Source organism: Pengzhenrongella sicca, from assembly GCF_017569225.1.
Lineage (GTDB): Bacteria > Actinomycetota > Actinomycetes > Actinomycetales > Cellulomonadaceae > Pengzhenrongella > Pengzhenrongella sicca.
Genome location: NZ_CP071868.1, coordinates 3,723,538 through 3,749,199, shown reverse-complemented (window position 1 = coordinate 3,749,199; position 25,662 = coordinate 3,723,538). Strand labels below are relative to the sequence as shown.

Genomic DNA, 25,662 nt, shown 5'->3' with positions numbered 1-25,662 from the left:
TCAGTTCCCCTCCTCCACCGTGAAGCCCTGCTCCTCCATGTCGGCGACGACGGCCTCCTGGGTCGCCGTGAGGGCGTCGGCCCACGACGTCCCGTTCTGCACCGCGGCGTTCATCGCGTCTGTGAAGGCGGCAGCGGCGACATCCGTGTTCGGGCCCCAGGTGACGGGCCGGGTGTTCTTCGAGATCTCCGCGACGACTTCGTAGTAGTCCGTCTGCTGCGGCATGAGTGCCGGCGGGTCCTGCTCGGTCGCGACCTCCTGGCCGTACAGGGCCGCGGGGTAGCCGTTCTGCACGTTGAGGATCATCTCTGACCCCTCCTCGCTCGCGTTCAGCCACTTGGCGAACTCCGCGGCCTCCTCGGGGTGTTCGCTCGTGGAGGTGACGACGATCGACGATCCGCCCTGGAAGGAGACCGTGGGGTCGTCGGCGTCCCAGCGGGGCAGGGGTGCGAGTGCCCACTTCCCGGCGGTGGACGGCGCGACGCCCATGATGACGCCCGGAGCCCAGGCGGCCGACGGCCACGAGAGCATCGTCCCGTCGTTGAGCTGCTGGTTGTACGTGGGGGTCAGGATCGGGTCCGCGGTGATGAGCCCGTCGTCGTACATCCCCTGGAAGAAGTCCATGACCTCGCGGGACTTGGCCCCGTCGATGTTGACCGTCCAGGTGTCGCCGTCCAGCGACCACCAGTCCTCGCCGGCCTGCGCGGCGACGGGGGCGTACCAACCCCACCCGTCCGTGCTCAGCGAGGCCATCGTCAGGGTCGGGTCCTGCGCCTTGATCGTGGCGGCGGCGTTGCGGTAGTCCTCCCAGGTGACCGGCGCCTCGACGCCGTACTTGGCGAAGATGTCCTCGCGGTACACGAGCGCCATGGGGCCGATGTCCTGCGGGACACCGAACGTCCGGCCCTCGAAGGTCGTCTGCGCCCACGTCCCGGCCGCGAACTTGTCCTGGATGTCGGTGACGTACTCGGTGATGTCGAGCGGCACGTCGGCCACGATCATGCGGGGGAGCGAGGTGTTCTCGACGAGGGCGAGGTCCGGCGCGTTGCCGGCGCGGAGCGCGGTGACGAGCTTCGCGGACGACGTCTCGCCGCCGCCGGCGTCGGTGTACTTCACCTGGATGTCGGGGTGGGAGGTGTTGAACGCGTCGACCTCCGCCTGCGACCCGGGGGCCCATGCCCAGTACTCGAGGGTCACGGGCTCGCCGTCGGCGCCGCCCGAGGATGAGCACCCGGAGACGGCAAGGGTCGAGAGGCCGATGGCTAGGGCGACTGCGGAAATGCGTGAAGTGCGCATGACGTCTCCTTTGACTGGTGCAGTTCAGGCCGCATCAGTGGGGCCGACGTCAGCATCGCTGAGGGTCGAAAGTTTGTCAAGCGACGAAACAAAGCGTCCGGAAAAGTCCGGTCAGAACGGGTCGGCGCTCAGGCAGCGGTAGAGCGCGAGGGCCGCGGCCGCCCTGGCCCATTCGACGAAGTCGAACTCCGGCATATCGACCTCGACCTCTAGCCCGCCCAGATGGGTGGCGCGCAGCGCCGAGCGGAACGTCTCGATCCGGCCGCGGAGCACCGTGTGGCTCTCTCCGGTGAGGACGAGCTTGTCCGGATCGAGCAGGTTCACGAGGTGCCCTGCCGCGGTACCGAGCCCCGCCGCCGCGCGCTCGAGGACGACGGCGGCGAGCTCGTCACCCGCCTCGGCGCGCGCGGCGATCTCGGTGAGGCTGCCGGCGTCGGGCACAGCGCCGTGCACGGCGGTCGTCGAGCACACGCTCCACAGGCAGCCGTCGTGCCCGAGCGGGCACCGCGGCCCGTCGGCGAGGACGGGGATGTGATCGAACCGGCCCGCGGCGTTCCGCGCGCCGCGCATGATGCGCCGGTCGGTCACGATGCCGAAGCCGATCTCCTCGCCGACCGAGATCAGCACCATGCTGTCCTGGCCGTCCGCGAGTTGCGGCCACTGCTCGAAGGCCGTGAGGGCGATGACGTCGTCGTCCACCCACAGGGGCACCGACCACTCGCGCTCGAATCGGTCCTGGTGCCCGCGGTCGACGGCGCGGATGCGCGCCGACGCGGTGTCCAGGCCCACCCGCGCGAGCGGGCCGCAGATGGCGACCGCGGCGACCCGGAAGGTGGCCGACGCCTTCCGCAGCATCTCGCCGGCCACGTCAACGAGCTCGTCCGGGGATTCGGTGTCGAGGGTGGCGCGGTCCTCCCACACGACCCGCCCGTCGAGGTCGACGAGCGCGGCGATGACCGAGCTGCCGTGCAGGTGGAGTCCGAGGAACTGGTACGCGGTCGTCACGGCGTGGAGCATCTCGGCCGGTCGGCCGGTCGTGGACCGCTGCTCGCGGCCGCCCTCGACGAGCAGCCCGGCGGCCTCGAGATCGCGGGTGATCGCGGTGAGGCGGGTGCGGGACAGCCCGAGCTTGCGGGCGATCTCCGTGCGCGGCAGCCCGCCGTGCCACAGGACCTGGTTGAAGGCGGCCTGGGTGGTCGGGTGGATCTCCGGCCAGCGCTGGATGCCGGTCGGCAGAAGATGGGTAGCCACGCCCTTGTCTACCGCGGGAAGGGTCCCGGGGCGGGCACTGGCGCCCAACTCGCCGGAGGGCGGCCTCATCGGGCCGGCGCGGCGGGGTGCTCGACGCGCGCCTCGATCGTCGCCAGCGCGGCGAGCGCGGGCACGCCCCGGCTCTCGACGAGGGTGACGACGAGGCGGTCGGTGGTGATCGGGGGGTCGAATCGAACGATCCGGCGGTATCCGACGGAGCAGGTCGTGGCGACCTCGACGAGCCTGCCCGCGATCGCGGCGTGGATGGTCGCGCGCTCGACGCGCTGGCCGAATCGGATGTCCTCGCTCACGACGATGGCCTCGACGGACCGAGCCTGCGGGAGGGTGACGGTGATCGCCGGTGCCGCGTCGGACGGGTCGGGCCGCCAGGTTCGGGCCGCGTTCGGGCCGAAGTCGGATGGCGGAGCCGGGGCTGCCGCGTCGTCGCCGGCGAGGGTGGACGACGGCGAGAGGACGGTGGGAATCGTGCGGGCGCGGAAGTCCGCGATGAGCCGGCCCAGCTGCTGGAGCTCGCGCGCGTCCGGCTCCGCCACCAGCCCGTGGGCGGTGGGCGGGACGTTGAGGAGGAAGGTCGCGTTGCCGCCGACGGAGCTGCACCAGATCTCGAACAGCTCCTCGGCCGATCGCACGAGGTGATCCTCCGCCGGGTGATGGAACCAGCCCGGCCGGATCGACGTGTTCACCTCGGCCGGATACCAGATCAGGTCGTCGAGCCGGCCCGCCAGCGCGTGCCGGCTGCCGAGGTCCTCGTCGTTGCTGCGGACGAGGCGGGAGAACTCGCCGTCGTCGACCTGCTGCGACTGCTCGGAGATGCGCTCGGCGTCGCGCAGGGAGCTGGGGACGACGCTCCACTCGTCCGCGCGCGTGTGGCCAGCCTCGTTCCCGCACCAGCGCACGTCGGGGCCGCACACGCTGATGACCGCGTCGGGCTGCAGGCGACGGATCGCCTCGTAGTACCGGTCCCAGTCGTAGGTCTGGACCCGGCCGTTCGCGCCCTCGCCGTTGGCGCCGTCGAACCACACCGAGAACACGGGGCCGTAGCGCGTCAGCAGCTCGGTGAGCTGGGCGACGAAGAAGTCGTCGTACGCGCGGCCCGAGCCGTACGTGCCCTCGGTGCGGTCCCACGGGGACAGATAGATGCCGAGGCGGAGCCCGTGGCGGCGCGCGGACTCGGCGACCTCGGCCACGAGGTCGCCCGCGCCGGCCCGCCAGGGGGAGGCGGCCACGGTGTGCGCGCTGACGTCGCTCGGCCAGAGGCAGAAGCCGTCGTGGTGCTTCGCGGTGAGGATGACGCCCGTCATCCCGGCGCTCGCGATCGCCGCCATCCACTGGTCGACGTCCAGCCCCGCCGGGTCGAAGAGCGCGGGGTCCTCGTGCCCTAGGCCCCATTCCCTGTCGGTCATCGTGTTCATGCCGAAGTGGAGGAATGCGTAGAACTCCAGCGCCTGCCAGGCCACCTGCCGCTCGTCGGGCCGCACCGAGGTGAACAGGCCGATCTCATCCTCGCGCGTGCGGTCGACGGAAGCCACGGACACCCTCTCGCGTTTATTTCCTCAGTTGACAAACGTCTGGAGCCTAACCCACGGCGACTCGTGCTGCTACCAGCTCGCTAGCGGGGTGTCCTGCGCGCGGCTGGGTCCGTACGGCGCGGGCCGGTGGACCGTCCGCGCGGAGCGCGTGACGCGAGTGACCCAAGTTGCCGAACGAGACGTCCCAGCAACCCCATCAGCACCGCCCGTCACGTGCTCCGCGCGGACGGTCGACCTGCGCGACGCGTGCGGGACGGGTGGTGCTGGTGTGACGGATGGGGTAGGACTCTCGCCCCGTGCGTCACGCCCGCACCACGCGCGTCGCTGAGGTTCACCGGGGACCACGACGGCCGGTTCAGCTTGGAGGGTGCGGCGGCGGTCGCCGCCATCGGTTGCGGCCGCACAGCTCATCCCTGCTACGAAGCCGGGGCCGGCGGGATAGAACGGCACTTCGGTCATCGAGAACCACGCCTAACCACTCCACGGGCTCCCGACATGCACGACGATCAGGACCCTAGTTCTCGGTCGAGGGGCGTGCGACACGGGGCGGGGCCGGTCGTCCTCACACGGCTGATTGCCGGCTGCGGGCGCACGCCGCACGCGCAGCGGCGTCACTCCTGCCTCGGCACATGGATGAAACGGCAGCAACGGGGACAACTACCCATCGCCTGCCGTGACCTGCTGCGCTATCTTCCCAAATCAGAGCAGCGGCGGTCACTTGGACTGTGGTCGCAGGAGCACGGGGTACCCGCCCGTGATCATGCTCCCCACCAACAATTTCGGAGAGGCAGCGTGCCGATGCTCGGCTGGTTGAGACGTCACAAGCGGGTGCTCGCCTCATCTGCAACCGTGTCGGCCTTCTCAACCGCCGCGCTCGGCCTGGCGCTGGCCTACCCAGGCACTCCGACCACGCAGGTGGAGCTCAACGACGGCGGCGTCTGGGTCACGAACGCCGCCCTGAGCCTGCTCGGTCACCTGAACTTCCAAGCGGGGGAGCTGGACTCGAGCCTGCGGGCGACGAGCAACACCTTCGACGTCCTGCAGCGTGAGGGTGCGGTGATCCTCGACGATGCGGGCTCAGGGACGGCCAGCACGGTCGACGTCGCGAACGTCACGCTCACGCACAGCACGCCCATGCCGGCCGACGCCGTGCTGGTCCTGGGCGGCCAGGTGGTCGCGATCACCGCGACAGACACCACCGAGACAGACACCACTGCGACCACGAATCTCTGGGTGCTGCCTGCCGACCAGGTCGCGTCGTTCGACGCCGAGCAGATGCAGCCGACGGCGACTTTCGACACCCGCGTGGCGGTGAGTGTCGGGGGCGACGGGACGGCGTGGGCCGCGGTCGCGGCCACGGGGGAGCTCCACCGATTCCCGGTGGGCGGGGGGTCGGAGGTGCGGTCGCTGCCGGGGACCCCGACGGACTCCGAGCTGGAGGTCACGACGGTCGGCACCCACGTCGTCGTCCTGGACGCGACCGTCGGCACGGTCAGCGTCGACGGCGGCGAGCCGATCGCCGTCGACGGCGCGAAGGATGCGCGGCTGCAGCAGCCGGGGCCGGATGCTGCAGCCGTCGAGGTGGCGACGAACGACGCGCTGCTCGACGTGCCGCTCGGCGGTGGCGAGCCCGTCCGCCACGGCGCCGGGGGCGACGGGGTGCCGGCCGCGCCGGTGCGGCTCAACGGCTGCACCTACGCGGCCTGGAGCGGTGCGGCGCGCTACGTCCGCGACTGCGACGGCACGGCGTACGACTCCGCCCTGGACGTCCCGAATGCGGGCGACGGTGAGCTGCGGTTTCGTGTGAATCGCGACGTGGTCGTGCTGAACAACGTGACGACCGGTGCGGTGTGGCTGACGGACAACGAGTTGACCCCGGTCAACAACTGGAGCGACGTCACCCCGCCGGAGGACGACGAGAACGAGGACGAGTCAGCCGGCACCTCCGAGGACCAGGCGCTTCCGGACCGGACGAAGGCGAACCAGGACCCGGTCGCGGTCGAAGACCACTTCGGGGTGCGGCCCGGCCGGACGGCAGTGCTGCCCGTGCTGGCCAACGACTCCGATCCGGAGGGAGACGTGCTCGTGGCGCAGCCGAAGACGCAGCCCACGTTCGGAGCGCTCGAATCGATCCGGGACGGGGAGGCGTTCCAGCTGGCCGTCCCGGCGGATGCCACGGGTTCCTCGTCGTTCACCTACACCGCGCTGGACGGTCGGGGCGGGCAGGCGGATGCGGACGTGAGCCTGGAGGTGCATGGCTGGGACACCGAGGCCGCGCCCACTCAGGACAGGATCTCGACCCTGGTCGTCGAGCAGGGCAAGAGCGCCACGATGAACGTGCTGCCGGGGTGGAGCGACCCCGACGGCGACGACATCTTTCTGCAGACCGTCGGCTCGACGACCGACGACCAGGTCAGGTCAACTCCCGACGGGCAGGTGACGTTCACCGACGTGGGCACCAGCTCAGGCCGGAAGAAGGTCGTGCTCGTCGTGTCGGACGGCCAGAAGACGACCACCGGCGAGCTGACCATCGAGGTGCGTAGCCCCGGTGCGCAACCGCCGGTGGCGAACGCCGACCACGTAGGCACCGTGGTCGGTCGTACCGTCACGGTCTCGCCGCTGGCCAACGACACCGACGCCAATGGTGACCAGCTGCGGCTGGCGAAGGTGGAGGAGCGGTCCGACCTGCAGGTCACCGAGGACTTCACCGCGGGGACGTTCACGGTGACCGCCCAGACCGCGGGCACCTACTACCTCACCTACGTGGTGACCGACGGGCCTGCGACCGCAGCTGGACTGGTGCGCATCGACGTCGCTGATGCGGGGACCGCGCAGGGTGCGCCGATCGCGGTGCGGGACACCGCGATGCTGACGGCGGGCGGCAAGGTGTACGTCGACCCGCTGGCCAACGACGTCGACCCCGCCGGCGGGGTGCTGGTCGTGCAGGGCGTGACGCTGCCGGCCGACTCGCCGCTGACGGTCGCCGTGCTCGATCACCACCTCCTGCGGATCAGCGCGCAGTCGGCGCTCACGGGACCGGCGTCGTTCACGTACGCGGTCTCGAACGGGACCGCCTCGGCGACCGGCGAGGTCGTCGTCCTCCCGGTGCCGGCGACGGCGACGACCCAGCCGCCGGTGGCGCTCGACGACACGGCGACGGTGCGGGTCGGCGACGTCGTGTCCATCCCGGTGCTGGCGAACGACACCAGCCCGAGCGGGGCTGTGCTCTCGGTGGTGCACGAGCTCGCGCAGCAGCCGGAGTCCGGGACGGCGTTCGTCGCGACCGACCGGGTCCGGTTCCAGGCCCCGGACACCGCGACCACCGTGCACCTGATCTACGAGGTGACCGACTCGGCGCAGCAGACCGCTTCCGCGCAGGTGACGATCACGGTCCGGGCCGCCGACACCGAGCACAACTCCCCGCCGCAGCCAGCCGATGTGACCGCGCGGGCGCTCGCGGGGCAGACGATCCGGATCCCGGTCACCCTGGACGGGATCGACCCGGACGGCGACTCGGTGCAGCTGGTGGGGATCGGCTCGGCGCCGACCAAGGGCCGCGTGGTCACGACCGGGGAGTCCTGGCTGGACTACGAGGCCAACAAGGACGGCGCGGGCACCGACACGTTCACCTACACGGTCGAGGACAGGTTCGGGGGGCGGGCGAGCGCGAGCGTGCTGGTCGGGATCGCGCCGGCGGCGGCGACCAACCAGCAGCCGGTCGCGGTGCCGGACACCGTGACGGCCCGGCCGGGCCGGGACCTGGCGGTGCCGGTGGTCGCGAACGACGTCGACGCCGACGGCGACCCCCTCACCCTGGTGCAGGGCTCGCTCGAGGTGTCGGACAGCTCTGTCGAGGCAAAGGTGTCCGGCGACCGCGTCGAGCTGGCGACGCCGTCCGAGGCAGGGGTGCTCACGGTCTACTACGGGGTCACCGACTCGAAGACCGGGACCGTCACCGGCAGCCTCACGGTGACCGTCGACCCGAACGCGCCGCTGCAGGCGCCGATCGCGCGCGACGACCTGCTGACCGCCGCGCAGGTCACCGGCGAGACGAGCACGACCGTCAAGGTGCTGGACAACGACGAGGACCTGGACGGGAGCGTCGCCGAACTCCAGATCGCCTCGCCGGTGGAGGGAGTGACGGTCGACCCGGACGGTTCGCTGCGCGTTCCGGTCACCGCGACCGGGCAGGCGATCCTCTACACGGTCACCGACGTCGACGGCCTGATCGGGTCGGCGTTCGTCTGGGTGCCGGGAACCGGCGACGAGCGCCCACGGTTGAAGTCCACGGAGCCTGTCATGGTCGACTCGGGTGCCACCGTGACGCTCAAGCTGGCTGACTACGTCCAGGTCGCCGCCGGCAAGTCACCTCGGATCACGACCGCTGCCTCGGTCACGGCGCTGCAGGGGGACGGTTCCCCGGTGCTGGTCGACGAGACGACGTTGTCGTTCACCTCCGCGGCGGGCTACTTCGGGCCCGCCGGAGTCTCCTTCGAGGTGACCGACGGCACCGGGCCGGAGGACCCGAACGGGCGCACCGCGGTGCTCACGATCCCGATCACGGTGAACCCGGCGGCGAACCAGCAGCCGACGTTCACCGGCTCGACCGTCGAGGTCGCTCCCGGCGAGGACGCGGTCGCCGTCGACCTCGTCGCCTTGACGACCGACCCTGATGCCGGCGATCTGACGACCATGCGGTACGCGCTGGAGGGGCAGCCCGCGGAGGGCCTGCAGGTCTCCGTGTCGGGGCAGCGGCTGATCGCTTCCGCTGGCGTCGACGTGCCGAAGGGCACGACAGCGACGATCAAGCTCACGATCTCCGACGGCACGACGGCCCCGGTCGACGGCAGCCTCACGCTCTCCGTGATCGCCTCGACCCGCCCCTTGGCCGTCGCGAACGACGACGTCGTCGACAAGGCCCAGCAGGGCAAGCCCGTCACGGTTGACGTGCTGGCGAACGACCAGAACCCGTTCCCCGCCGCTGCGTTGACCTTGGTCGGTTCACCGGTGGTCGAGACCGGTACCGGCGCCGCGTCCCTGTCCGGATCGCAGGTCCAGGTCACCCCGGCGAAGGACTTCATCGGCACGATGGTGGTCCGCTACCGGGTGCAGGACGCCTCCAAGGACGTGGGCCGCGAGGTCGACGGGCGCATCCGGCTCACCGTCGAGGGCCGCCCGGCGACTCCTGCGACCCCGCAGGTTTCGGAGGTCAGGTCGAAGACCGTCGTCCTGACCTGGGCGGCGCCGGCGAACAACGGCGCCCCGATCACCGGCTACACGGTGAGGTCCTCGGGCGGCCCGACGTTCTCGTGCCCGACCACGACGTGCACCCTCGAGGGCCTGACCAACAACCTCGAGTACACGTTCTCGGTCGTCGCGACGAACGAGGTCGGCGACTCCGACCCGTCACCGGTCTCGGCCCCGGCGCGCCCAGACGCCAAGCCGTCCGCCCCGGGGGTCCCGGTGCTGACGTTCGGCGACACGTCGCTCGACGTCACCTGGGCGGCACCGACCGGGTACGAGGGCTCGCCCGTGGAGAGCTACACCCTGGAGATCTCCCCGCCCGCCTCCGGCGGCGGTCAGCGGACCGGGATCACTGGGACCTCGTACACCTGGACAGGGCTGGAGAACGGCGTGCCCTACCAGGTGCGAGTCCAGGCGATCAACCGGGCGCCCGACCCGTCCGACTGGTCCGGCTACTCGGCCAGCGAGATCCCGGCCGGGGTGCCGGACGCCCCCGCACAGCCGACCACCACCCGGCTCGACCCGGTCGGCAGCCAGGCCCAGCTCCAGGTCGCGTGGGTCGCGCCGCAGGACAACGGCGACGCGATCGCCTCGTACACGGTCAACGTGCTGCGCGGTGGCGCCGCGGTCTCCTCGATCAAGGTGGCCGGCGGCACGACGACGCAGGCGATCACGCTCGGCACCTCCGAGTCGGACTACTCCTTCACGGTCACGGCGGCGAACAAGGCGGGGAACTCGGCGGCGAGCGCCGCGTCGGCCCCGCGGCGGGCGTTCGTCGCGCCCGGGGCGGTCAGCTCGCTGACCGCCGCTCCGGGGGACAACGTGGTCACCGTCTCCTACGGGCCGGCGGCGGGGAACGGGGCCGCGGCGAGCGAGATCGCGTACCAGTACCAGGTCAACGGCGGGGCGTGGATCGCGATGCCGGGCGACAAGGTGATCCGCTCGGGCGTGGGCAACAACGGGACCTACACGATCGGGGTGCGGGCCTCCACGACCCTGGACGGAGTCACCTACCCCGGGGCGGCCACGGATTCCGATGCGGTGGCGCCGTTCGGCCCGCCCGGGCAGCCGGGGGTCTCGGCCAGCGGGAACGACACGACCGTGACCCTGAACTGGTCGCCGCCGTCGAGGAACGGGCGCGACTTCCAGGTCCAGATCTCGGTGGACGGCGGCGGCTGGCAGTCGGTCGCTTCCAGCGGCAGCACGCAGGCCGGCAACGGGCACTCGGAAACGCACTCGATCCGGGCGCGCGCGGTGGACACCGAGAACCAGACGAGCTCGGAGGTGAGCGCTTCGGCGACGAGCGCGGCCCCGCCGCCGCCTCCGCCGCCGAGCGCTTGGGTGACGAAGGGCAGCGCCGCTTCCAACGTCTGCAGCGGTTCCTGCAACTACATGGTCGTCAATGTGCAGAACATCGCTGCGGGGCGCTACACCGTGAGGTTCTGGAGCGATGACGGCGGTACCGACGCGGTCTTCTACACCTTGACGATGAACCTCGCCTCGAGCGGTTCGTACGGAACGAACGTCTACTACGGATTCCCGAACAATTCGGCATGGTTCGAGGTGGTCGGCCAGGTCACCAGCAGCCGGCAGCTGTGGCGAGACGTCGGATGACCACGTTGAGAAAAGGGAATGGAGCAGCTGACATGACCATCACCACCGACCAGGCAGCCTGGTTCGCGGACACGTTCGAGAAGCTGGTCGCCAACGTCGGCCAGGCCGTGCTCGGCAAGGCGGACGTCGTCCGCCTCGCCCTCGCCTGCATGCTCGCCGAAGGTCACCTGCTGCTGGAGGACGCCCCCGGTACGGGGAAGACGTCGCTGGCCCGCGCGATCGCGGCGACCGTGCAGGGGTCGCACAACCGGATCCAGTTCACCCCCGACCTGCTGCCCTCGGACGTCACCGGCGTGAACATCTGGGACCAGCGCAAGGGTGACTGGGACTTCCGCAAGGGCCCGGTGTTCGCGTCGATCGTGCTGGCCGACGAGATCAACCGCGCGTCGCCGAAGACGCAGTCGGCGCTGCTGGAGGTGATGGAGGAGTCGCAGGTGACCGTCGACGGGATCGCCTACGGCGCGGGGCGCCCGTTCATGGTGATCGCCACGCAGAACCCGATCGAGCAGGCAGGCACCTACCGGCTCCCGGAGGCCCAGCTCGACCGCTTCCTGATGCGCACCTCGATCGGCTACCCCGACCGGGCCTCGTCGATCAAGATCCTGCTCGGCGCGGCCGAGCGGGACCGCTCCGCGCACCTGCCCGCGCTCATCACCACGAGCGCGGTCGCCGACATGGCCGACCTGGCCGCCACCGTGCACGTGGACGCCTCGATCGCGGACTACATCAGTGCGCTGGCCGAGCAGACCCGTCACGCCCAGCAGACCCGCCTCGGGGTCTCGGTGCGCGGCGCGCTCGCGCTGACCCGCGTCACGAAGGTCTGGGCCGCCGCGCACGGGCGCACCTATGTGCTCCCGGACGATGTGAAGGACCTCATCGCGCCGGTCTGGACGCACCGGCTCATCCTCGACCCGGAGGCCGAGTTCGCCGGGGCCACCGCGCAGTCCGTGCTGCAGGTCGTGGCCGCCGACGTCGCCGCACCTCAGGAGCGGGTCCGCGCGTCATGAGCTTGCTGGTCGAGGAGGTGGCAGTGCCCGTCGCTCGGGCGTTCGCCTCCGTGCGCCGCTCGCTGGCTCCGATGCTCGCCGTCGTCGGGCCGGCGGGCTGGCTCGTCCTCGCGGCCGCGCTCGTCGGCGCCTGGGCAGGCCGGCGGCTCGGCTGGCTCGAGGGGTGGACGCTCGCCGTCGCGGGGACTCTTCTGCTTGCGGTTGCGGTGGCGTTCGCCATCGGCCGGTCCTCGTACGCGGTCACGCTGGACCTGGGGCAGCAGCGGGTGGTGGTCGGCAACCGCGCGAGCGGCGAGCTAACGATCCGCAACGTCGGTACGCGGACCACGCTGCCGGCCCGGGTGGAGCTGCCGGTCGGCTCAGGCCTGGCGACGTTCCGGCTGCCACGGCTCGCCGGCGGCGCCGAGCACGAGGAGATGTTCGTCCTTCCCACCCATCGGCGCGGGCTCGTCGTGCTCGGACCGGTGAGCTCGGTGCGCGGCGACCCGCTCGGCCTGCTGCGTCGACAGGTGCGCTGGACCGACCCGATGGACCTGTACGTGCACCCGCGAACCGTCTCGCTGGACGGGGCCTCGGCGGGCTTCCTACGGGACATCGAGGGGTTGCCCACGCAGGATCTGTCGAGCAACGACATCGCCTTCCACGCCCTGCGTGACTACGTCGCCGGCGACGACCGGCGCTCGATCCATTGGCGGACGACGGCGCGCACCGGGCGACTCGTCGTCCGGCAGTTCGAGGAGACCCGCCGATCTCACCTCGTGGTGGGGCTATCCACCTGCGCGGCCGACTACGCAGACCCCGACGAGCTCGAGCTGGCGATCTCGGTCGCGGGCTCGATTGGGATGCAGGCGATCCGGGAGGAGAAGCAGCTCTCGGTGCTCACCTCGCGCGGGCAGCTGCGGGCGGGCACCGCCATCCGATTCCTTGACGCGTTGTGCCTGCTCGAGGCGGACGAGCGAGACCGCGGCCTCGCCGCGGTCGGCCGGGCCGTCGGAGGCGAGGTGCCCGATGCCTCGGCGGTGCTGCTCGTCGGCGGGACGGCGGTGGGCTCCACCAGCCTGCTCGCGGCGAGCACGCGACTTCCGGTGAACGCGCTCAACGTCGCCGTCCGCTGCGCCCCCGGGGAGCAGGTCTCACGCCGCTCACTGGGCAACCTTGTCGTGGTCACCCTCGGCGCCCTCGAGCAGCTGCCGCAGGTTATGCGCCGGGTCGCCGGATGAACCGCGCGCCGGCACGTGGCCCGATCGCCCAGGCCGTCGACGTCGTCGCCTCGGCCGTGCTGGTCGGTGCAGGTCTGGTCGGCTTCGGACCGGCGTTCGGCGGCACTCGGTGGGCGGCGGCGGCTGGCGCCGGCCTGGCCCTCGGGCTGCTGCTCGCGATGGTTGGTGCCGCACGCCGGTGGGGGCCGCTCACCCTCGCCGCCTCCGTCATCGTCGGGTACCTGCTCGTCGCCGTGCCGATTGCCGTGCCCGACGGGACGGTGTCTCGGGTGCTACCCACGCTGGACTCCACCCGTGCCGTGCTGGTCGCCGCCATCAGGGCCTGGAAAGACGTGCTCACCCTGACCCCGCCGGTCGGCGAGCACCCGTCGGTTCTGGTCGTGCCGCTGCTCACCGGGCTGCTCACCGCGGTCGTGACCGCCTCGCTCGCGCTGCGATCGACCCGGCCGTGGTGGGCGCTGCTGCCCGCGATCGTCGCGTTCGTGACGCCCATCGCGCTCGGCACGATCGAGCCTGCGGAGCCGGCCGTGCAGGGCTCGGTGTTCGCGGCGGTCGCGGTGGGCTGGGCGGTCTGGCGCCGGGAGTCGAGAGCGCTGGCGACCAGCCATACCGCCGACGTCGAGGCCGGTGCGCGCGCCGCGCTGGCGCGTTCGCGGCTCTCGTCCGGAGCGCTCATGCTGGTCGGTGTGGGCGCGGCGGCGTTCCTCCTGGTGCCGCTCACGGCGGCGGCCGTGCCTCGGCACACGCTGCGCGAGACGGTTGTGCCCCCGCTCGACCTGCGCGCCTACCACAGCCCGCTCGTCGGGTTCAGGTCGTACGTCAAGGACCACGCCAAGGACGTGCTGTTCACCGTCGACGGGCTGCCGGCCGGCGCACGGATCCGGCTGGCCACTCTCGACGGCTACGACGGTGTCGTGTACGACGTCACCGAGGCAGGGATCGGCGCGACGTTCGCATCGGTGTCGAGCACGCTGCCGGGGACCGGGGTGACCACCCAGCTGAAGATCACGTCGACGGCCTATTCCGGGGTGTGGGTGCCAGATGCGGGCGACCTGCGTTCGATCACCTTCTCGGGCCCGCGCGCGACGACGCTCGCCCAGTCCGTCTACTACAACCAGCGCACCGGGGTCGCGATCACGACGGCCGGGCTCTCGCCCGGCGACACCTACGAGCTCGATGTCGTGCTGCCGCGGACGTGGACCGACGACGAGCTCACAGGACAGCAGTTCGCCACCGTCACCCTGCCCGCGACGACCAACGTGCCGGACGCGGTGCAGGCATCCGCGGGCGAGCTGGCCGGCGCCGGAACCGACTCGATCACCGCCGTCCGCAACCTGCAGACGTCGCTGTCCACCCAAGGCTTCTTCAGCCATGGGTTGGAGGGCGAAGCCGTCTCGCGATCGGGGCACACGGCCGAGCGGATCGCGTCGCTCCTGAGTGCGGACCAGATGATCGGCGACGACGAGCAGTACGCCGTCGCGATGGCCCTGATGGCCCGCCAGCTCGGCATCCCGGCCCGGGTGGTGATGGGCTTCTACCCCGCCGACGCGACGGCGTCCGGCACGGTCTCGATCACCGGCGACGACGTGCACGCCTGGGTCGAGGTGGACTTCGCCGACGCCGGCTGGGTGGCGTTCGACCCGACCCCGCCGAAGGATCAGACCGCCAACCAGCAGGCGCCGAAGCCGCGCTCGAATCCCAAGCCGCAGGTGCTGCAGCCGCCCGCGCCGCTGCAGGCGCCCGCCGAGTTGCCCCCGAACACCCGGCAGGACAAGGGCGAGCTCCGCCCGAGCGAGCTGGACCCGTGGTGGCTCCCGGCGCTGCGGACCGCCGCGCTCGCGCTGATCCCGGCGCTCCTGCTCGCGGGGCCGCTCGTGCTGGTCGCCTGGCTCAAGCGCCGGCGCCGGCGCCGGCGGGCCAGGGCCGACGAGCCGGCCGCCCGCGTGAGCGGTGGCTGGCACGAAGTCCTTGACCGTGCCGCGGACCTCGGCACCCGGGTTCCGGGCGGCGCGACCCGTCGGGAGACCGCCGTCCTGCTCGCCGAGCGCTACCCGCGGGCCGAGCTCGCACCGCTCGCGGCGACGGCCGACACGGCCGTGTTCGGCGCCGGCGAACCGGACGAGGCCGACGTCGCCGAAATGTGGCGGCAGGTCGACGCGGTCGTCGCGGCGATGTCAGGGTCGGTGGGCCGTTGGGCGCGGCTCCGGGCGCGGTTCTCGGTGCGTTCGCTGGTCGCGGAGAGACGGCGGATACGACCCGCGGTCGCGGGGCGCACGGCCATTCGCAGGTCAAGGGCTCGAGCAGGAGGACAGCGATGAGCACGATGAGAACCACTCCCGATCCGGCGATCCTCGGGGCGGCGCTGCACGGAACGGTGCCCGCTCCTGTCGGGCGTCGTGTCGGTGCCTCGCTCATCGATTCGGGGCTGACGATCCTCATCGAGGTGGTGGCCTTCGGCCTGGCGAACGGTGCCGGTGCCAGCCCCGTGCTGATCGTCACCGTCGCCATCCTGGGGTGGGGCTTCGTGCAGTGGCGCCTGCACGCCACGAGTGGTCAGACGATCGGCAAGCGCGCCGTCGCGATCCGGACGCTCGCCGTCCCAGGTGGCGATGTCCCGGGCTGGGGACGCACGTTCGGCCGCTACCTGCTGCTCGCCGTCGCGGCAGTCATCCCCGCAGGGTCGCTGCTGGTCGTCCTCTCCGTGTTCTGGGACGGGGACCGGCTCTTGCGCGGGTGGCACGACAAGGCCGCGGGCGTGTTCCTGATCGACCTTCGTGCCGGGCGTGACCCGGTGGCGCCCGAGATCGGTGCGATGGTCGTGCCGACGCCTCAGCCGCCGGCGCCGGTGCGACCGTGGGCAGAAACTCCCCTCGCCGCTCCGGTCGACGCGCACCCTGGGCCCGGGGCGGCATTTCCCGATCCCGTCACGCCGTCCGTGGTGCGGGTCGCGCCGGCCTCGACGCCGGCTCCGCCTGCGCTCGGAGGTCCGCAACCCTCCGCGCAGTCGAGCTTGTCCGCGGGATCGGGTGCCGGCATCATCTCGGCGGTCCCCGGTCTGTCGGCGCCCGGGCAGTCGGCGCCCGCCGGCCTCGGTGCCGCGCCGCCGCCGCCCCCGCCTCCACCCGCCGCGTTCGTCGCTCGACCGTTCGGGCCGGCCGGCGGCGTCCCGTTCTCGCCGCCGCCCGCACCGCCGAACGCGGCCGACGACGACGATGACGACGCCGAGCTGACCATGATGTCGCCGGCCGCCGCAGCGCCGGTGGCCGCGGTGCGACTGGTCTTCGACACCGGTGACCTGCTGCCGGTGGCCGGTCGCGGCCGGATCGGCCGGGATCCGGTCGTCGGCGGCGAGCCGGTGAGCCACCTCGTGCCGCTGGCCGACTCGAGCAGGTCCGTGTCGAAGACCCACCTGGAGTTCGTCCTCGGTGACGGCGGGCTGTGGGTGTGTGATCTGCACTCGACGAACGGGTCCTCGATCGAGCGTGCCGGGGTGCGCACGCCGATGCAGCCCGGCGAGTGGGTGCGCGCGGAGTCCGGCACGGTCGTCCACCTGGGTTCGCGGACGTTCCGGGTGGAGGCGCAGTGAGCGAGGGCTTCGATCTTGAGTGGGGAGTGGCGACCGCGACCGGGCGCCGTAGCGGCAACGAGGACTCCTACCTGGCCGATTCGCCGGTGTTCGTCGTCGCTGACGGCATGGGCGGGCATGACGCGGGGGAGGTCGCGTCGGCGATCGTGGTGGAGGAGTTCGACGACCTGCGTGGCCGCGCAAGCGTTGAGCCCGAGGACCTGTTCGACCGGATCGAGCGGGGTGCGGCCCGGATCCGGGGGCTACGCACTCCACCGGGTCGCGGCGCCGGCACGACCCTGGCCGGCGTCGCGCTCGGCAGCCGCGGCGGTGCGCCGTACTGGCTGGTGGTCAATATCGGCGACTCGCGGGTTTACCGGGCGGCCGACGGCGTGCTCGAGCAGGTGACGATCGACCACTCGGAGGTCCAGGAGCTCATCGACGCCGGCAAGCTCACGCCCACGGAGGCCGACGGCTACCCCCGCCGCCACGTCGTGACCCGAGCGGTCGGAGCATTCGCCGAGGTCAAGCCGGAGCTGTGGATGCTGCCCGCCGGCCCGCGGGACCGGATGCTCGTCTGTTCGGACGGGCTGACCGGCGAGCTGTCGGACGACGTGATCGCGGACCTCCTGCGGACCTCAGGCAGCCCGCAGCAGTCCGCTGACGCGCTGGTCCGGGCGGCGCTGGCGCAGGGCGGCCACGACAACGTCACGGTCGTCGTCGTCGACCGGCGGGGTCTGGACGACGACGACCGGACCGTCCCGTCGATCACCGACGTCGACGACGACACCCTTCCTCGCGAGGAGTTCGAGTCGATGGCGGGGACGTCGTGAGCAGCGGAGGCTATGTTCCGGGCAGCCAGCTCGCGGTCGTCGAGGTCCACGGGATGGCCCTGCTGCCGGCGTCCACTCCCGACGACGTGCTCGCCGCCGTACGGGCGGCGCTCGGCCCGGCTGAACCGGACGGCGAGCGAGCGGCCGTGCTGCTCGAGGCACTCACGCTCGGGACCCGGCTGTCCAATCTCCCGCCGTTCGCGGTCGCGGTGCTCGCCGCCGGCCGGGTCGACCTGCTGGTCCGTGGGCACTACCGGGCGGTGGTCACCGCCCCCCGGCCGGCGCAGGTCGACGGCCTGCACGTCACCAGCTGGCGGGAGGAGTCCGTCGACGCTCCGACGCTGGTCGAGCTGGTCGAGCTGGTCGAGCTGGCTCGCGACGACGACGGTTCCGGCCGCACGTTGACCCTGGACCGGGGCGTAGCGCTCGCGGCGTCGGTCCGGCTCGCCCTCCCTCCGACCGGGCTCGAACGGGAGCTGGGCGTCGTGCCGGCCGCGGAGCTCGGTCCGGCCGCCGCGGAGCTCGTTCCGGCGGTCGGCGGGACGGATGACATCCCGGTGGTCGGCTCGGCGCTGGAGCTGACCAGGTCGGGGGAGACCGTAGCGGGGGAGCCCGGGATCGAGACCGCTGAGCAGCTCGTCACCGGAGTCCCCGGAGCGGCCGCTGGACCGGTCCCGAACAGGGGAGGCGACGGTTCGGGCGAGACCGACTACGGGTTCCTGTGGGACCACACCGTGGTCCACGACATCGAGCACGCGGCCGTGCGGGCGCCCGCGCACGCGAGCGATCCGGCGCCGGGCCCCGAGGCGAGCGCCGGCGACCATGACGGCGAGACGATCCACCTCGCCGAGCTGCTCGGCTCGCCGCCCGCGCCCGTCGTGCCGGCGCCGAGCGGGTCGGGTGTGCTGTCGCGGTTCTGCGCGCAGGGCCACGCGAACGCCCCGCACGCGGTGGCCTGCGGGACGTGCGGCGGGCCCTTCGTCGGTGACCCCAAGCTGGGTACCCGGCCCGCGCTCGGCCGGCTGCGACTGAGCTCGGGCGCCACTGTGGACCTCGACCGGACAGTGATCCTGGGGCGACGCCCGCAGGCGTCGCGGGTCGAGGCAGGAGACATCCCCCAGCTGGTGGCGGTGGGCGGAAGGGAGATCTCTCGCAGCCACCTCGAGCTGCGGGTCGAGGACTGGAACGTCCTCGCGGTCGAGCTCGGCTCGCGTAACGGCACGCTGCTGCTGCGGCCCGGCCAGCCGCCCGTGCGCCTCGTGCCGAACAACCCCGTGCCGGTACGCGCCGGTGACCAGTTCGATCTGGGCGAGAGCATCATCGTGACCGCTGAGGACGTGCCATGAGCCGCCGCGCGCCGTCCGTTCCGCCGCTGCTCCCCGGTTTCGAGTACGTCTCGTTGCTGGGCTCGGGCGGCTTCGCCGACGTCTTCCTGTACCGCCAACGACGGCGGGAGGTCGCGGTCAAGGTGCTGCTCGCGGACGTGCGGGCCGACGGCGCCGCTCGGCGCCAGTTCGAGGCCGAGGCCGACCTCATGGCCCACCTGTCCGCGCACCCGCGCATCGTGACGGTGTATCAAGCGGAAGTCGCGCCGGACGGCCGCCCCTTTCTCGTGATGGAGTACTGCCCGCCGCCGAGCCTCGACGCGCGCTACAAGACCGACCCGTTCGCCGTCGACGAGGCGCTGCGCACCGGGATCGAGCTGGCCGGCGCGGTCGAGACGATGCACCGAGCCGGGATCTGGCACCGGGACATCAAACCGGCGAACATCCTGATGACCCAGTATGGGGGCCCCGCACTCACCGACTTCGGCATCTCGGTGCTCTCCGCCGAGGCCGACGTCGCCCAGGGCCTGTCCGTGCCGTGGGCGCCGCCCGAGGTGGTGAGCGGGCAGGTCGCCTCCGGCCTCAGCGGCGACGTGTACTCCTTGGCGGCGACGGTCTACTCGCTCCTGGCCGGCCGCACGCCCTTCGAGATCCGCGGCGGCGAGAACGGCAAGCGTGCGCTGGCCGAGCGGATCAGGTCGACCCCGCTGCCGCCCCTGGACCGTGCGGACGTCCCGCCCGCGCTCGAGCAGGTGCTGGCGACGGCGATGGCGAAGGCCCCGGCCGCGAGGTACCCGTCCGCGCTGTCCTTCGCCCGCGCGCTCCAGCAGGTCCAGTCGCAGCTGCGGATGTCGGTGACCCAGGTCGAGGTCCGCGACGACTCGGTGGCCCCGGATCGGGACGAGATCGAGGACGACGGCGCGACCCGGATCCGCTCGGTCGTCACGGTCAGCCCGAACGTGGTGCCCGCCCCGAGGCAGCCGGGCTGGGGGACGGCCGACCCGGCGCTCACGGCCACCTCCGTGCCGCCGGCCGGGAGCGCGCCGGCCGCGCCGCCCGACGTCCGGGGCCAACTGAGCACGCCGGTGGTCCGTGAATTCCGCGGGCCGGGGATCGCGAGCCCGGCGGTCGAGGCGACGATCCACCGAGCCCCCGCCGAGGATCCGGTCGCGCCGGACATCGTGCATGCCGCCGGGCGCACGCCCGTGGTGGCCGTGCTGGCGGCAGTCGTCGTCGTCCTGGTCGCGGTCGGCGCCTTCCTGGCGCTGCGGTCACCTCCCGACGACGCCCGCGGCAGCGACAGCTCCTCGTCCGCACCTGCCCCGGTAGACGCCGTCGGCAGCCCCGTCCCGGCGCCGACCGCCGTCGTCGGCACCCTGCAGGGCGCGCAGGCGCAGTTCACCTGGGGCAACCCCGACCCGGAAGATGGTGACACCTATCTGTACCGAATTCCCGTCCCGGGCACGGAGGCCTCGTACACCACCACCTCCGCGACGGCGGTGACCGTACCGGCCGCGACCGGCGGCACGACCTGCCTCGAGGTGCTGCTGCGCCGCGCCAACGGCACCAGCTCGCCGGAGCCCGCGACGGGATGTGTCGGACCATGATCGACCTCGAGGGGACAACGGGCGCTTGCCGGCTGGAGTTCTGCGGGGAGTGGTTCGAGGTGTCGCCCACCGAACCGTTCGTCGTGGGCCGAGAGGGGCCGCTCGGTCTTGACGACAACCCGTACCTGCATCGCCGGTTCCTCGAGGTTGTGCTAGTCGACGGCATGTGGTGGCTGCGCAACGTCGGGTCGCGGCTGTCGGCGACGATCGCCGAGCCGTCCGGCGGGATGCAGGCGTGGCTGACTCCGGGCGGTCGCCTGCCGTTGGTCTTCGGCACCACGATCGTGATCTTCACCGCTGGGCCGACGACGTACCAGGTCAGCCTGGAGACGGCGCACGCCACGTTCGCGCCGACCGGGGTGCTGTCCGGGCCGGAGACCGGGACGACCACCGTCGGCCAGATCGCGCTGACCACGACCCAACGAGCCCTCATCGTCGCGCTCAGCGAACCGCTGCTGCGTGACCCCGGCTCGACGACGACCCAGATCCCGTCCTCCGCGGCGGCCGCCGCGCGGCTCGGCTGGGCGCAGACGCGATTCAACCGGAAGTTGGACAACGTCTGCGACAAGCTCGACCGGGTCGGAATCAAAGGCCTGCGCGGGGGGCCGGGCCGCCTGGCCACGCAACGCCGAGCCCGGCTCGTGGAGTATGCCGTGACGTCCCGGCTCGTAACCTCGGCCGACCTCGGCCTGCTCGACGGCTCGATGCTCGACGCGGTGGACTCGTGAAGCTCAAGCTCACCGTGCGCCGCGAGGCGGACGTGCGCACCGATCTGGACGTGACGGCCGACGCGAGCGCAACCGTCGGCGACCTCGCCGGCGCGCTCTTTCTGGCCGACCCGTTGCACGCCGGTGCCCAGCTGCCCGGCCCGGTCACGCTGCACGTGTGGGACGGGCACAGCGGTCGCGCGCTCGAGCCGTCGACCGGGGTCTTGGACTCAGGGCTGCGCTCAGGCTCGACGGTGACCGTCGTCCCGCACTCCGACCGGTTCGGCGCCGACGACGCCGGCAGGGGCCCGGTCGTGGCCTCGATCCGGGTGCTCACGGGGCCCGATGTCGGCAGGGAGTTCGGCCTGCCGTTCGGGTCGGCCGTCGTAGGCCGCGATCGCGATGTCGACGTGCGGCTGTCGGACCCGATGGTGTCGAAACGGCACGCCCGGTTCAACGTGTCCGACTCCGTGGAGGTCGTCGACCTGGCCTCGGCGAACGGAGTTCTGGTCGATGGCCAGCAGACCTCCCGGCGCGTCATCGGCCCCGGCGAGGTCGTGACGCTCGGCGACACGGAGCTCGCCGTCGTGCAGCACCAGCGCGCGGGCGGCGCTCCGCCGGCGACGCCGGACGTGCCGGTGCTGCGCTCGCCGCGGGTCGTCCCGAGGTTTGCCCCGCGGGAGGTCCCGGCGCCGGAGCCGCCGAAGCGGAACCCGCAGTCCCGGTTCCCGGTGCTCATGATCGCAGCGCCAGTGCTGCTCGGCGTCGCACTCTTCCTGCTGACGAAGAACACGAGCAGCCTCTACATCGTCGCGTTCTCGCCAGTCTTCGCCCTCGGCACGTGGTGGGAGGCGCGGCTGGACCAACGTCGCCAGGCCAAGGAGTTCACCGCCGCGATCGCCGCGCTCCGCGCCGACCTGCTCGCGCGGCAAGAGCGGGAACGCGCGGTCAGGCTCGTCGAGCATCCCTCGACCGCGGAGGCGGTCGACGCCGCGCAGCGGCACGGCGAGCTGCTCTGGACCAGACGGCCTGAGCACCTCCAGTTCGCCACGTTGCGGCTCGGGCTCGGCACCGCGCCGAGCCGCACCCGGGTGCGGCTCCCGGAGGCGAACGAGACCCAACCCAAGCACTGGGCGGCGCTGACCGCGCTGGCCGGCGAGCTCGCCACGATCGACCGGGTGCCCGTCGTCGCCGACCTGCGCGAGTGCGGGTGCCTCGGCGTGGCCGGCGAGGGGGCCCGGCCGGCGGCCGCGTCCCTCGTTGCCCAGCTCGTCGCCCTGCACTCGCCGGCCGAGGTCGTGGTCGCGGCGTTCGTCAGCTCGCAGGCGGCGCCGGACTGGCGCTGGCTCGCCTGGCTGCCGCACACCTCGTCGCCGCACAGCCCGATCGGCGGGCGCCTGCTGGCCGCCGACCACGGGTCGGCGTCGGGCCTTCTCAGCCGATTGGAAGTACTCGTGGCCGGCCGGCGGGGCGAGCCTGGCGTGCCGTCCGACCTGCGCGGACCGCTCGGCCCCGAAGCGGAGCCGCGGCCCGCCCCCGTCGTGGCGACCGTCGTCGTGGTCGTCGAGAACGGCGCCCCGGCGGACCGGGCCCGGTTGACCAGGCTCGCCGAGCTCGGCCCCTCGGTCGGGGTGTACGTGCTGTGGGTCGGCGCCGTCGTCGGCGACCTGCCGGCGGCCTGCCGGTCCCACCTGCACGTCGCGGTCGACGGCTCGGCCGTGGTCGGCGACGTGCGGTGGGGTGCCAGGGTCGAGCCGGTGACCTGCGAGACGATCGACGCGGCGTCGGCGGAGCTCCTGGCGCGTGCCCTCGCCCCGACGGTGGACGCGGGCGTGCCGTTGGACGACGACTCGGACCTGCCCCGCTCGGTCTCCTACCTCGCGCTGTCGGGGGACCTCACGTCGGGGCCTGAACAGGTGGTCGAGCGGTGGCGGCAGACCGGCTCGGTATCCCTGCCCGACGGCTCCCGGCCCCGGCTGCGCGCCGACGCCGGCCTGCGCGCGCTGGTCGGGCACGCCGGCTCCGAGCTGTTTCGCCTCGACCTGCGGGCGCAGGGTCCGCACGCACTGGTCGGCGGCACCACCGGTGCAGGCAAGAGCGAGTTCCTGCAGTCGTGGGTGCTCGGGCTCGCCGCCGCCTACAGTCCCCAGCGGGTCACGTTCCTGCTCGTCGACTACAAGGGCGGCGCGGCGTTCGCCGACTGCGTCGACCTGCCGCACTGCGTCGGGCTCGTGACCGACTTGTCGCCGCACCTGGTGCGACGCGCCCTGACGTCGCTGCGAGCCGAGCTGCGCTACCGAGAACGGGTGCTGGAGCGCAAGAAGGCCAAAGACCTGCTGAGCCTGGAGCGCGCTGGCGACCCGGATACCCCGCCAGCGCTAGTGGTCGTCGTCGACGAGTTCGCGGCCCTGGTGTCCGAGGTCCCGGAGTTCGTCGACGGCATGGTGGACGTGGCCCAGCGCGGTCGCTCGCTCGGTCTGCATCTCGTGCTCGCCACCCAACGACCCGCGGGAGTGATCAAGGACAACCTGCGGGCGAACACCAACCTGCGGGTCGCGTTGCGGATGGCCGATGCTGACGACTCCACCGACATCCTCGGGGTGCCCGACGCGGCCGGGTTCGACCCGGCCGTTCCGGGCCGTGGCGCGATGAAGGCCGGACCAGGGCGGATCGTGGCGTTCCAGACCGGGTATGCCGGCGGCTGGACGACGGCGGCGCCGCCACGACCCCGGATCGACGTGGTCGAGCTGGGCCTGGGCGAAGGAGCCGTCTGGGAGGTGCCCGAGCTGGAGGCCGCGCCGGCGGACAGCCACGGGCTCACCGACATCGCCCGGATCGTCGCCACCGTGCGATCTGCTGCCGACGTCGCGGGCATCGAACCGCCGCGTCGACCCTGGCTGGACGAGCTGGCTCCGGCCTACGACGTCTCGAGGCTGCGTCAGCGCAGCGACGACGAGCTCGCGATCGGGGTGGTCGACGACCCGACCGTCCAGGACCAGCGAACCGTCTACTGGCGTCCTGACCAGGACGGGAACCTCGGGGTCTACGGCACGGGCGGCTCGGGCAAGTCCACCGTGCTCCGCACCATCGCGACCTCGGCCGCCGTGACGCCGCGCGGCGGTCCCGTGCACGTCTACGCGCTGGACTTCGGCTCGCGGGGGCTCGACATGCTGAGCGAGCTACCGCACGTCGGCGCGGTGATCGACGGCGACGACGACGAGCGGGTCCGCCGGCTGCTGCGCTTCCTCCGCAGCACCGTCGACGAACGGGCGGCCCGCTACGGCGCGCTCCGGGCGGACTCGGTGGCCGCCTACCGCTCGTTGTCGGGCGTCGTCGACGAACCACGGATCGTGCTGCTCGTCGACGGGGTCGGAGCCTTCCAGGAGGCGTACGACGTCGGGCCGTTCACGACGCCGTTTGCGACGTTCGAGCAGATCGCGACTGATGGACGGCCGGTCGGGGTGCACGTCGTGGTCTCGGCCGACCGGCCCGGGGCCGTCCCGATCTCGATCCGGTCGACCCTGCAGCGTCGGCTCGTACTGCGGCAGGCCGACCAGAACGACTACGGCATGCTCGACGTCGCCGGCGACATCGTCGGGCCCGGCTCGCCGCCGGGACGGGGCATCCTCGACGCGCTCGAGGTGCAGGTCGCCGTGCTCGGCGGCAGCGCCAGCCTCACCGAGCAGTCCAGGCGCCTTCGTGCGCTGGCCCGCAGCATGCGCGAGGCCGGACGGGTCGGCGCAGTCACCCCCATCGGCCGACTGTCCGACGACGTCCGGCTCGGCTCCCTGCCGGTCGACCTCGGTGGACCGGTGCTGCTCGGGCTCGACGACCTGGACCTTGGGGCGTGGGGGATCGCGCCCGATGGGATCTTCCTGGTCGCCGGTCCACCCGGTTCGGGGCGGTCGACGGCGCTGGCCACGATCGCGTCGGCGATGCGACGATCCGTCCCCGGAGCTCGGCTGATGTACCTGGGCAAGGAGCGTTCAGCCGTGCGCCAGCTGGGCCTGTGGGATGCCGTCGCGCTCACCGATCTGGCGATCATCGACCTGGCGGCGAGCCTGCGCGGTGCGCTCGACGGGCCGCGGATGGTCGTCGTGATCGAGGATGTGCCGGCGTTCGTCGACTCGGCCGCCGAGAGCGAGCTGGACTCGCTCGTGGTCCTGCTCGCCGAGCACGGTCACCTCGTGGTGGCCGAGGGCGAGCTGTCCCGGCTCACGCAGTACTCGCCCCTGCTGCAGAGCCTGCGCGGCGCCCGCCGCGGAATCGTCCTGCAGCCGGACCAAAACGATGGTGACTCCATCTTCCGGACGGACTTTCCGCGCGCGTCGCGGCGTGACTTCCCGCCAGGCCGGGGGATCGCTACCGAGCGCGGCAAGACCTGGCGAGTCCAGCTGGCCAGGCCGTGAGGGGGTGGGCACCTCTCACCATCGACACGCCTTG

General features: G+C 72.4%; 13 protein-coding genes. 10 read left to right on the top strand and 3 right to left on the bottom strand.

What is annotated here, in order from left to right:
• The 3 genes from J4E96_RS17150 to J4E96_RS17140 all read right to left on the bottom strand — a co-directional run bounded on the left by J4E96_RS17150 (window position 1) and on the right by J4E96_RS17140 (window position 4,097).
• Window positions 1-1,296 carry an ABC transporter substrate-binding protein gene (locus J4E96_RS17150; protein WP_227423260.1) on the bottom strand — a complete coding sequence of 432 codons (1,296 nt, stop codon included), beginning with the start codon at window positions 1,294-1,296 and terminating at the stop codon, window positions 1-3.
• A gap of 111 nt (window positions 1,297-1,407) precedes the next feature.
• Complete coding sequence (locus J4E96_RS17145) at window positions 1,408-2,547, bottom strand: ROK family transcriptional regulator (protein WP_227423259.1); 1,140 nt, start codon at window positions 2,545-2,547, stop codon at window positions 1,408-1,410.
• A 65-nt stretch (window positions 2,548-2,612) separates the two neighbouring features.
• Window positions 2,613-4,097 (bottom strand): alpha-L-fucosidase, encoded by a 1,485-nt coding sequence (locus J4E96_RS17140; RefSeq protein WP_227423258.1) that lies wholly within the window; start codon window positions 4,095-4,097, stop codon window positions 2,613-2,615.
• An 849-nt stretch (window positions 4,098-4,946) separates the two neighbouring features.
• Here J4E96_RS17140 and J4E96_RS17135 point away from each other — a divergent pair.
• The 10 genes from J4E96_RS17135 to J4E96_RS17090 are packed head-to-tail and all read left to right on the top strand — an operon-like array spanning window position 4,947 to window position 25,628.
• The gene (locus J4E96_RS17135; protein WP_227423257.1) at window positions 4,947-10,955 is read left to right on the top strand and encodes a fibronectin type III domain-containing protein; all 6,009 of its coding nucleotides are present in this window, start codon (window positions 4,947-4,949) and stop codon (window positions 10,953-10,955) included.
• Between the two features lie 32 nt (window positions 10,956-10,987).
• A complete protein-coding gene (locus J4E96_RS17130; RefSeq protein WP_227423256.1) occupies window positions 10,988-11,962 on the top strand; it encodes an AAA family ATPase in 975 nt (324 codons plus the stop codon).
• A 23-nt stretch (window positions 11,963-11,985) separates the two neighbouring features.
• Window positions 11,986-13,182 carry a DUF58 domain-containing protein gene (locus J4E96_RS17125; protein ID WP_227423255.1) on the top strand — a complete coding sequence of 399 codons (1,197 nt, stop codon included), beginning with the start codon at window positions 11,986-11,988 and terminating at the stop codon, window positions 13,180-13,182.
• Window positions 13,179-15,500, top strand: coding sequence for a transglutaminase-like domain-containing protein (locus J4E96_RS17120; RefSeq protein WP_227423254.1), 2,322 nt, complete (start codon window positions 13,179-13,181; stop codon window positions 15,498-15,500). The genes J4E96_RS17125 and J4E96_RS17120 overlap by 4 nt, the downstream gene beginning before the upstream one ends.
• A complete protein-coding gene (locus J4E96_RS17115) occupies window positions 15,497-16,768 on the top strand; it encodes an RDD family protein (protein ID WP_227423253.1) in 1,272 nt (423 codons plus the stop codon). Before J4E96_RS17120 ends, J4E96_RS17115 begins: the two co-directional genes overlap by 4 nt.
• Entirely contained in the window at window positions 16,765-17,580 is an 816-nt protein-coding gene (locus J4E96_RS17110) for a PP2C family protein-serine/threonine phosphatase (RefSeq protein WP_227423252.1), read from the top strand. Before J4E96_RS17115 ends, J4E96_RS17110 begins: the two co-directional genes overlap by 4 nt.
• Window positions 17,577-18,926, top strand: a complete 1,350-nt coding sequence (locus J4E96_RS17105; RefSeq protein ID WP_227423251.1) for an FHA domain-containing protein — start codon at window positions 17,577-17,579, stop codon at window positions 18,924-18,926. Before J4E96_RS17110 ends, J4E96_RS17105 begins: the two co-directional genes overlap by 4 nt.
• Entirely contained in the window at window positions 18,923-20,512 is a 1,590-nt protein-coding gene (locus J4E96_RS17100) for a serine/threonine-protein kinase (protein ID WP_227423250.1), read from the top strand. Before J4E96_RS17105 ends, J4E96_RS17100 begins: the two co-directional genes overlap by 4 nt.
• Complete coding sequence (locus J4E96_RS17095) at window positions 20,509-21,240, top strand: hypothetical protein (protein ID WP_227423249.1); 732 nt, start codon at window positions 20,509-20,511, stop codon at window positions 21,238-21,240. The genes J4E96_RS17100 and J4E96_RS17095 overlap by 4 nt, the downstream gene beginning before the upstream one ends.
• A complete protein-coding gene (locus tag J4E96_RS17090; RefSeq protein ID WP_227423248.1) occupies window positions 21,237-25,628 on the top strand; it encodes an FtsK/SpoIIIE domain-containing protein in 4,392 nt (1,463 codons plus the stop codon). The genes J4E96_RS17095 and J4E96_RS17090 overlap by 4 nt, the downstream gene beginning before the upstream one ends.
• Window positions 25,629-25,662 lie beyond the last annotated feature (34 nt).

Bases quoted from the DNA above. Each gene is read 5' to 3' on its own strand.
- J4E96_RS17150 (WP_227423260.1), bottom strand. From the start codon at position 1,296: ATGCGCACTTCACGCATTTCCGCAGTCGCCCTAGCCATCGGCCTCTCG.
- J4E96_RS17130 (WP_227423256.1), top strand. From the start codon at position 10,988: ATGACCATCACCACCGACCAGGCAGCCTGGTTCGCGGACACGTTCGAG.
- J4E96_RS17120 (WP_227423254.1), top strand. From the start codon at position 13,179: ATGAACCGCGCGCCGGCACGTGGCCCGATCGCCCAGGCCGTCGACGTC.
- J4E96_RS17115 (WP_227423253.1), top strand. From the start codon at position 15,497: ATGAGCACGATGAGAACCACTCCCGATCCGGCGATCCTCGGGGCGGCG.
- J4E96_RS17100 (WP_227423250.1), top strand. From the start codon at position 18,923: ATGAGCCGCCGCGCGCCGTCCGTTCCGCCGCTGCTCCCCGGTTTCGAG.
- J4E96_RS17095 (WP_227423249.1), top strand. From the start codon at position 20,509: ATGATCGACCTCGAGGGGACAACGGGCGCTTGCCGGCTGGAGTTCTGC.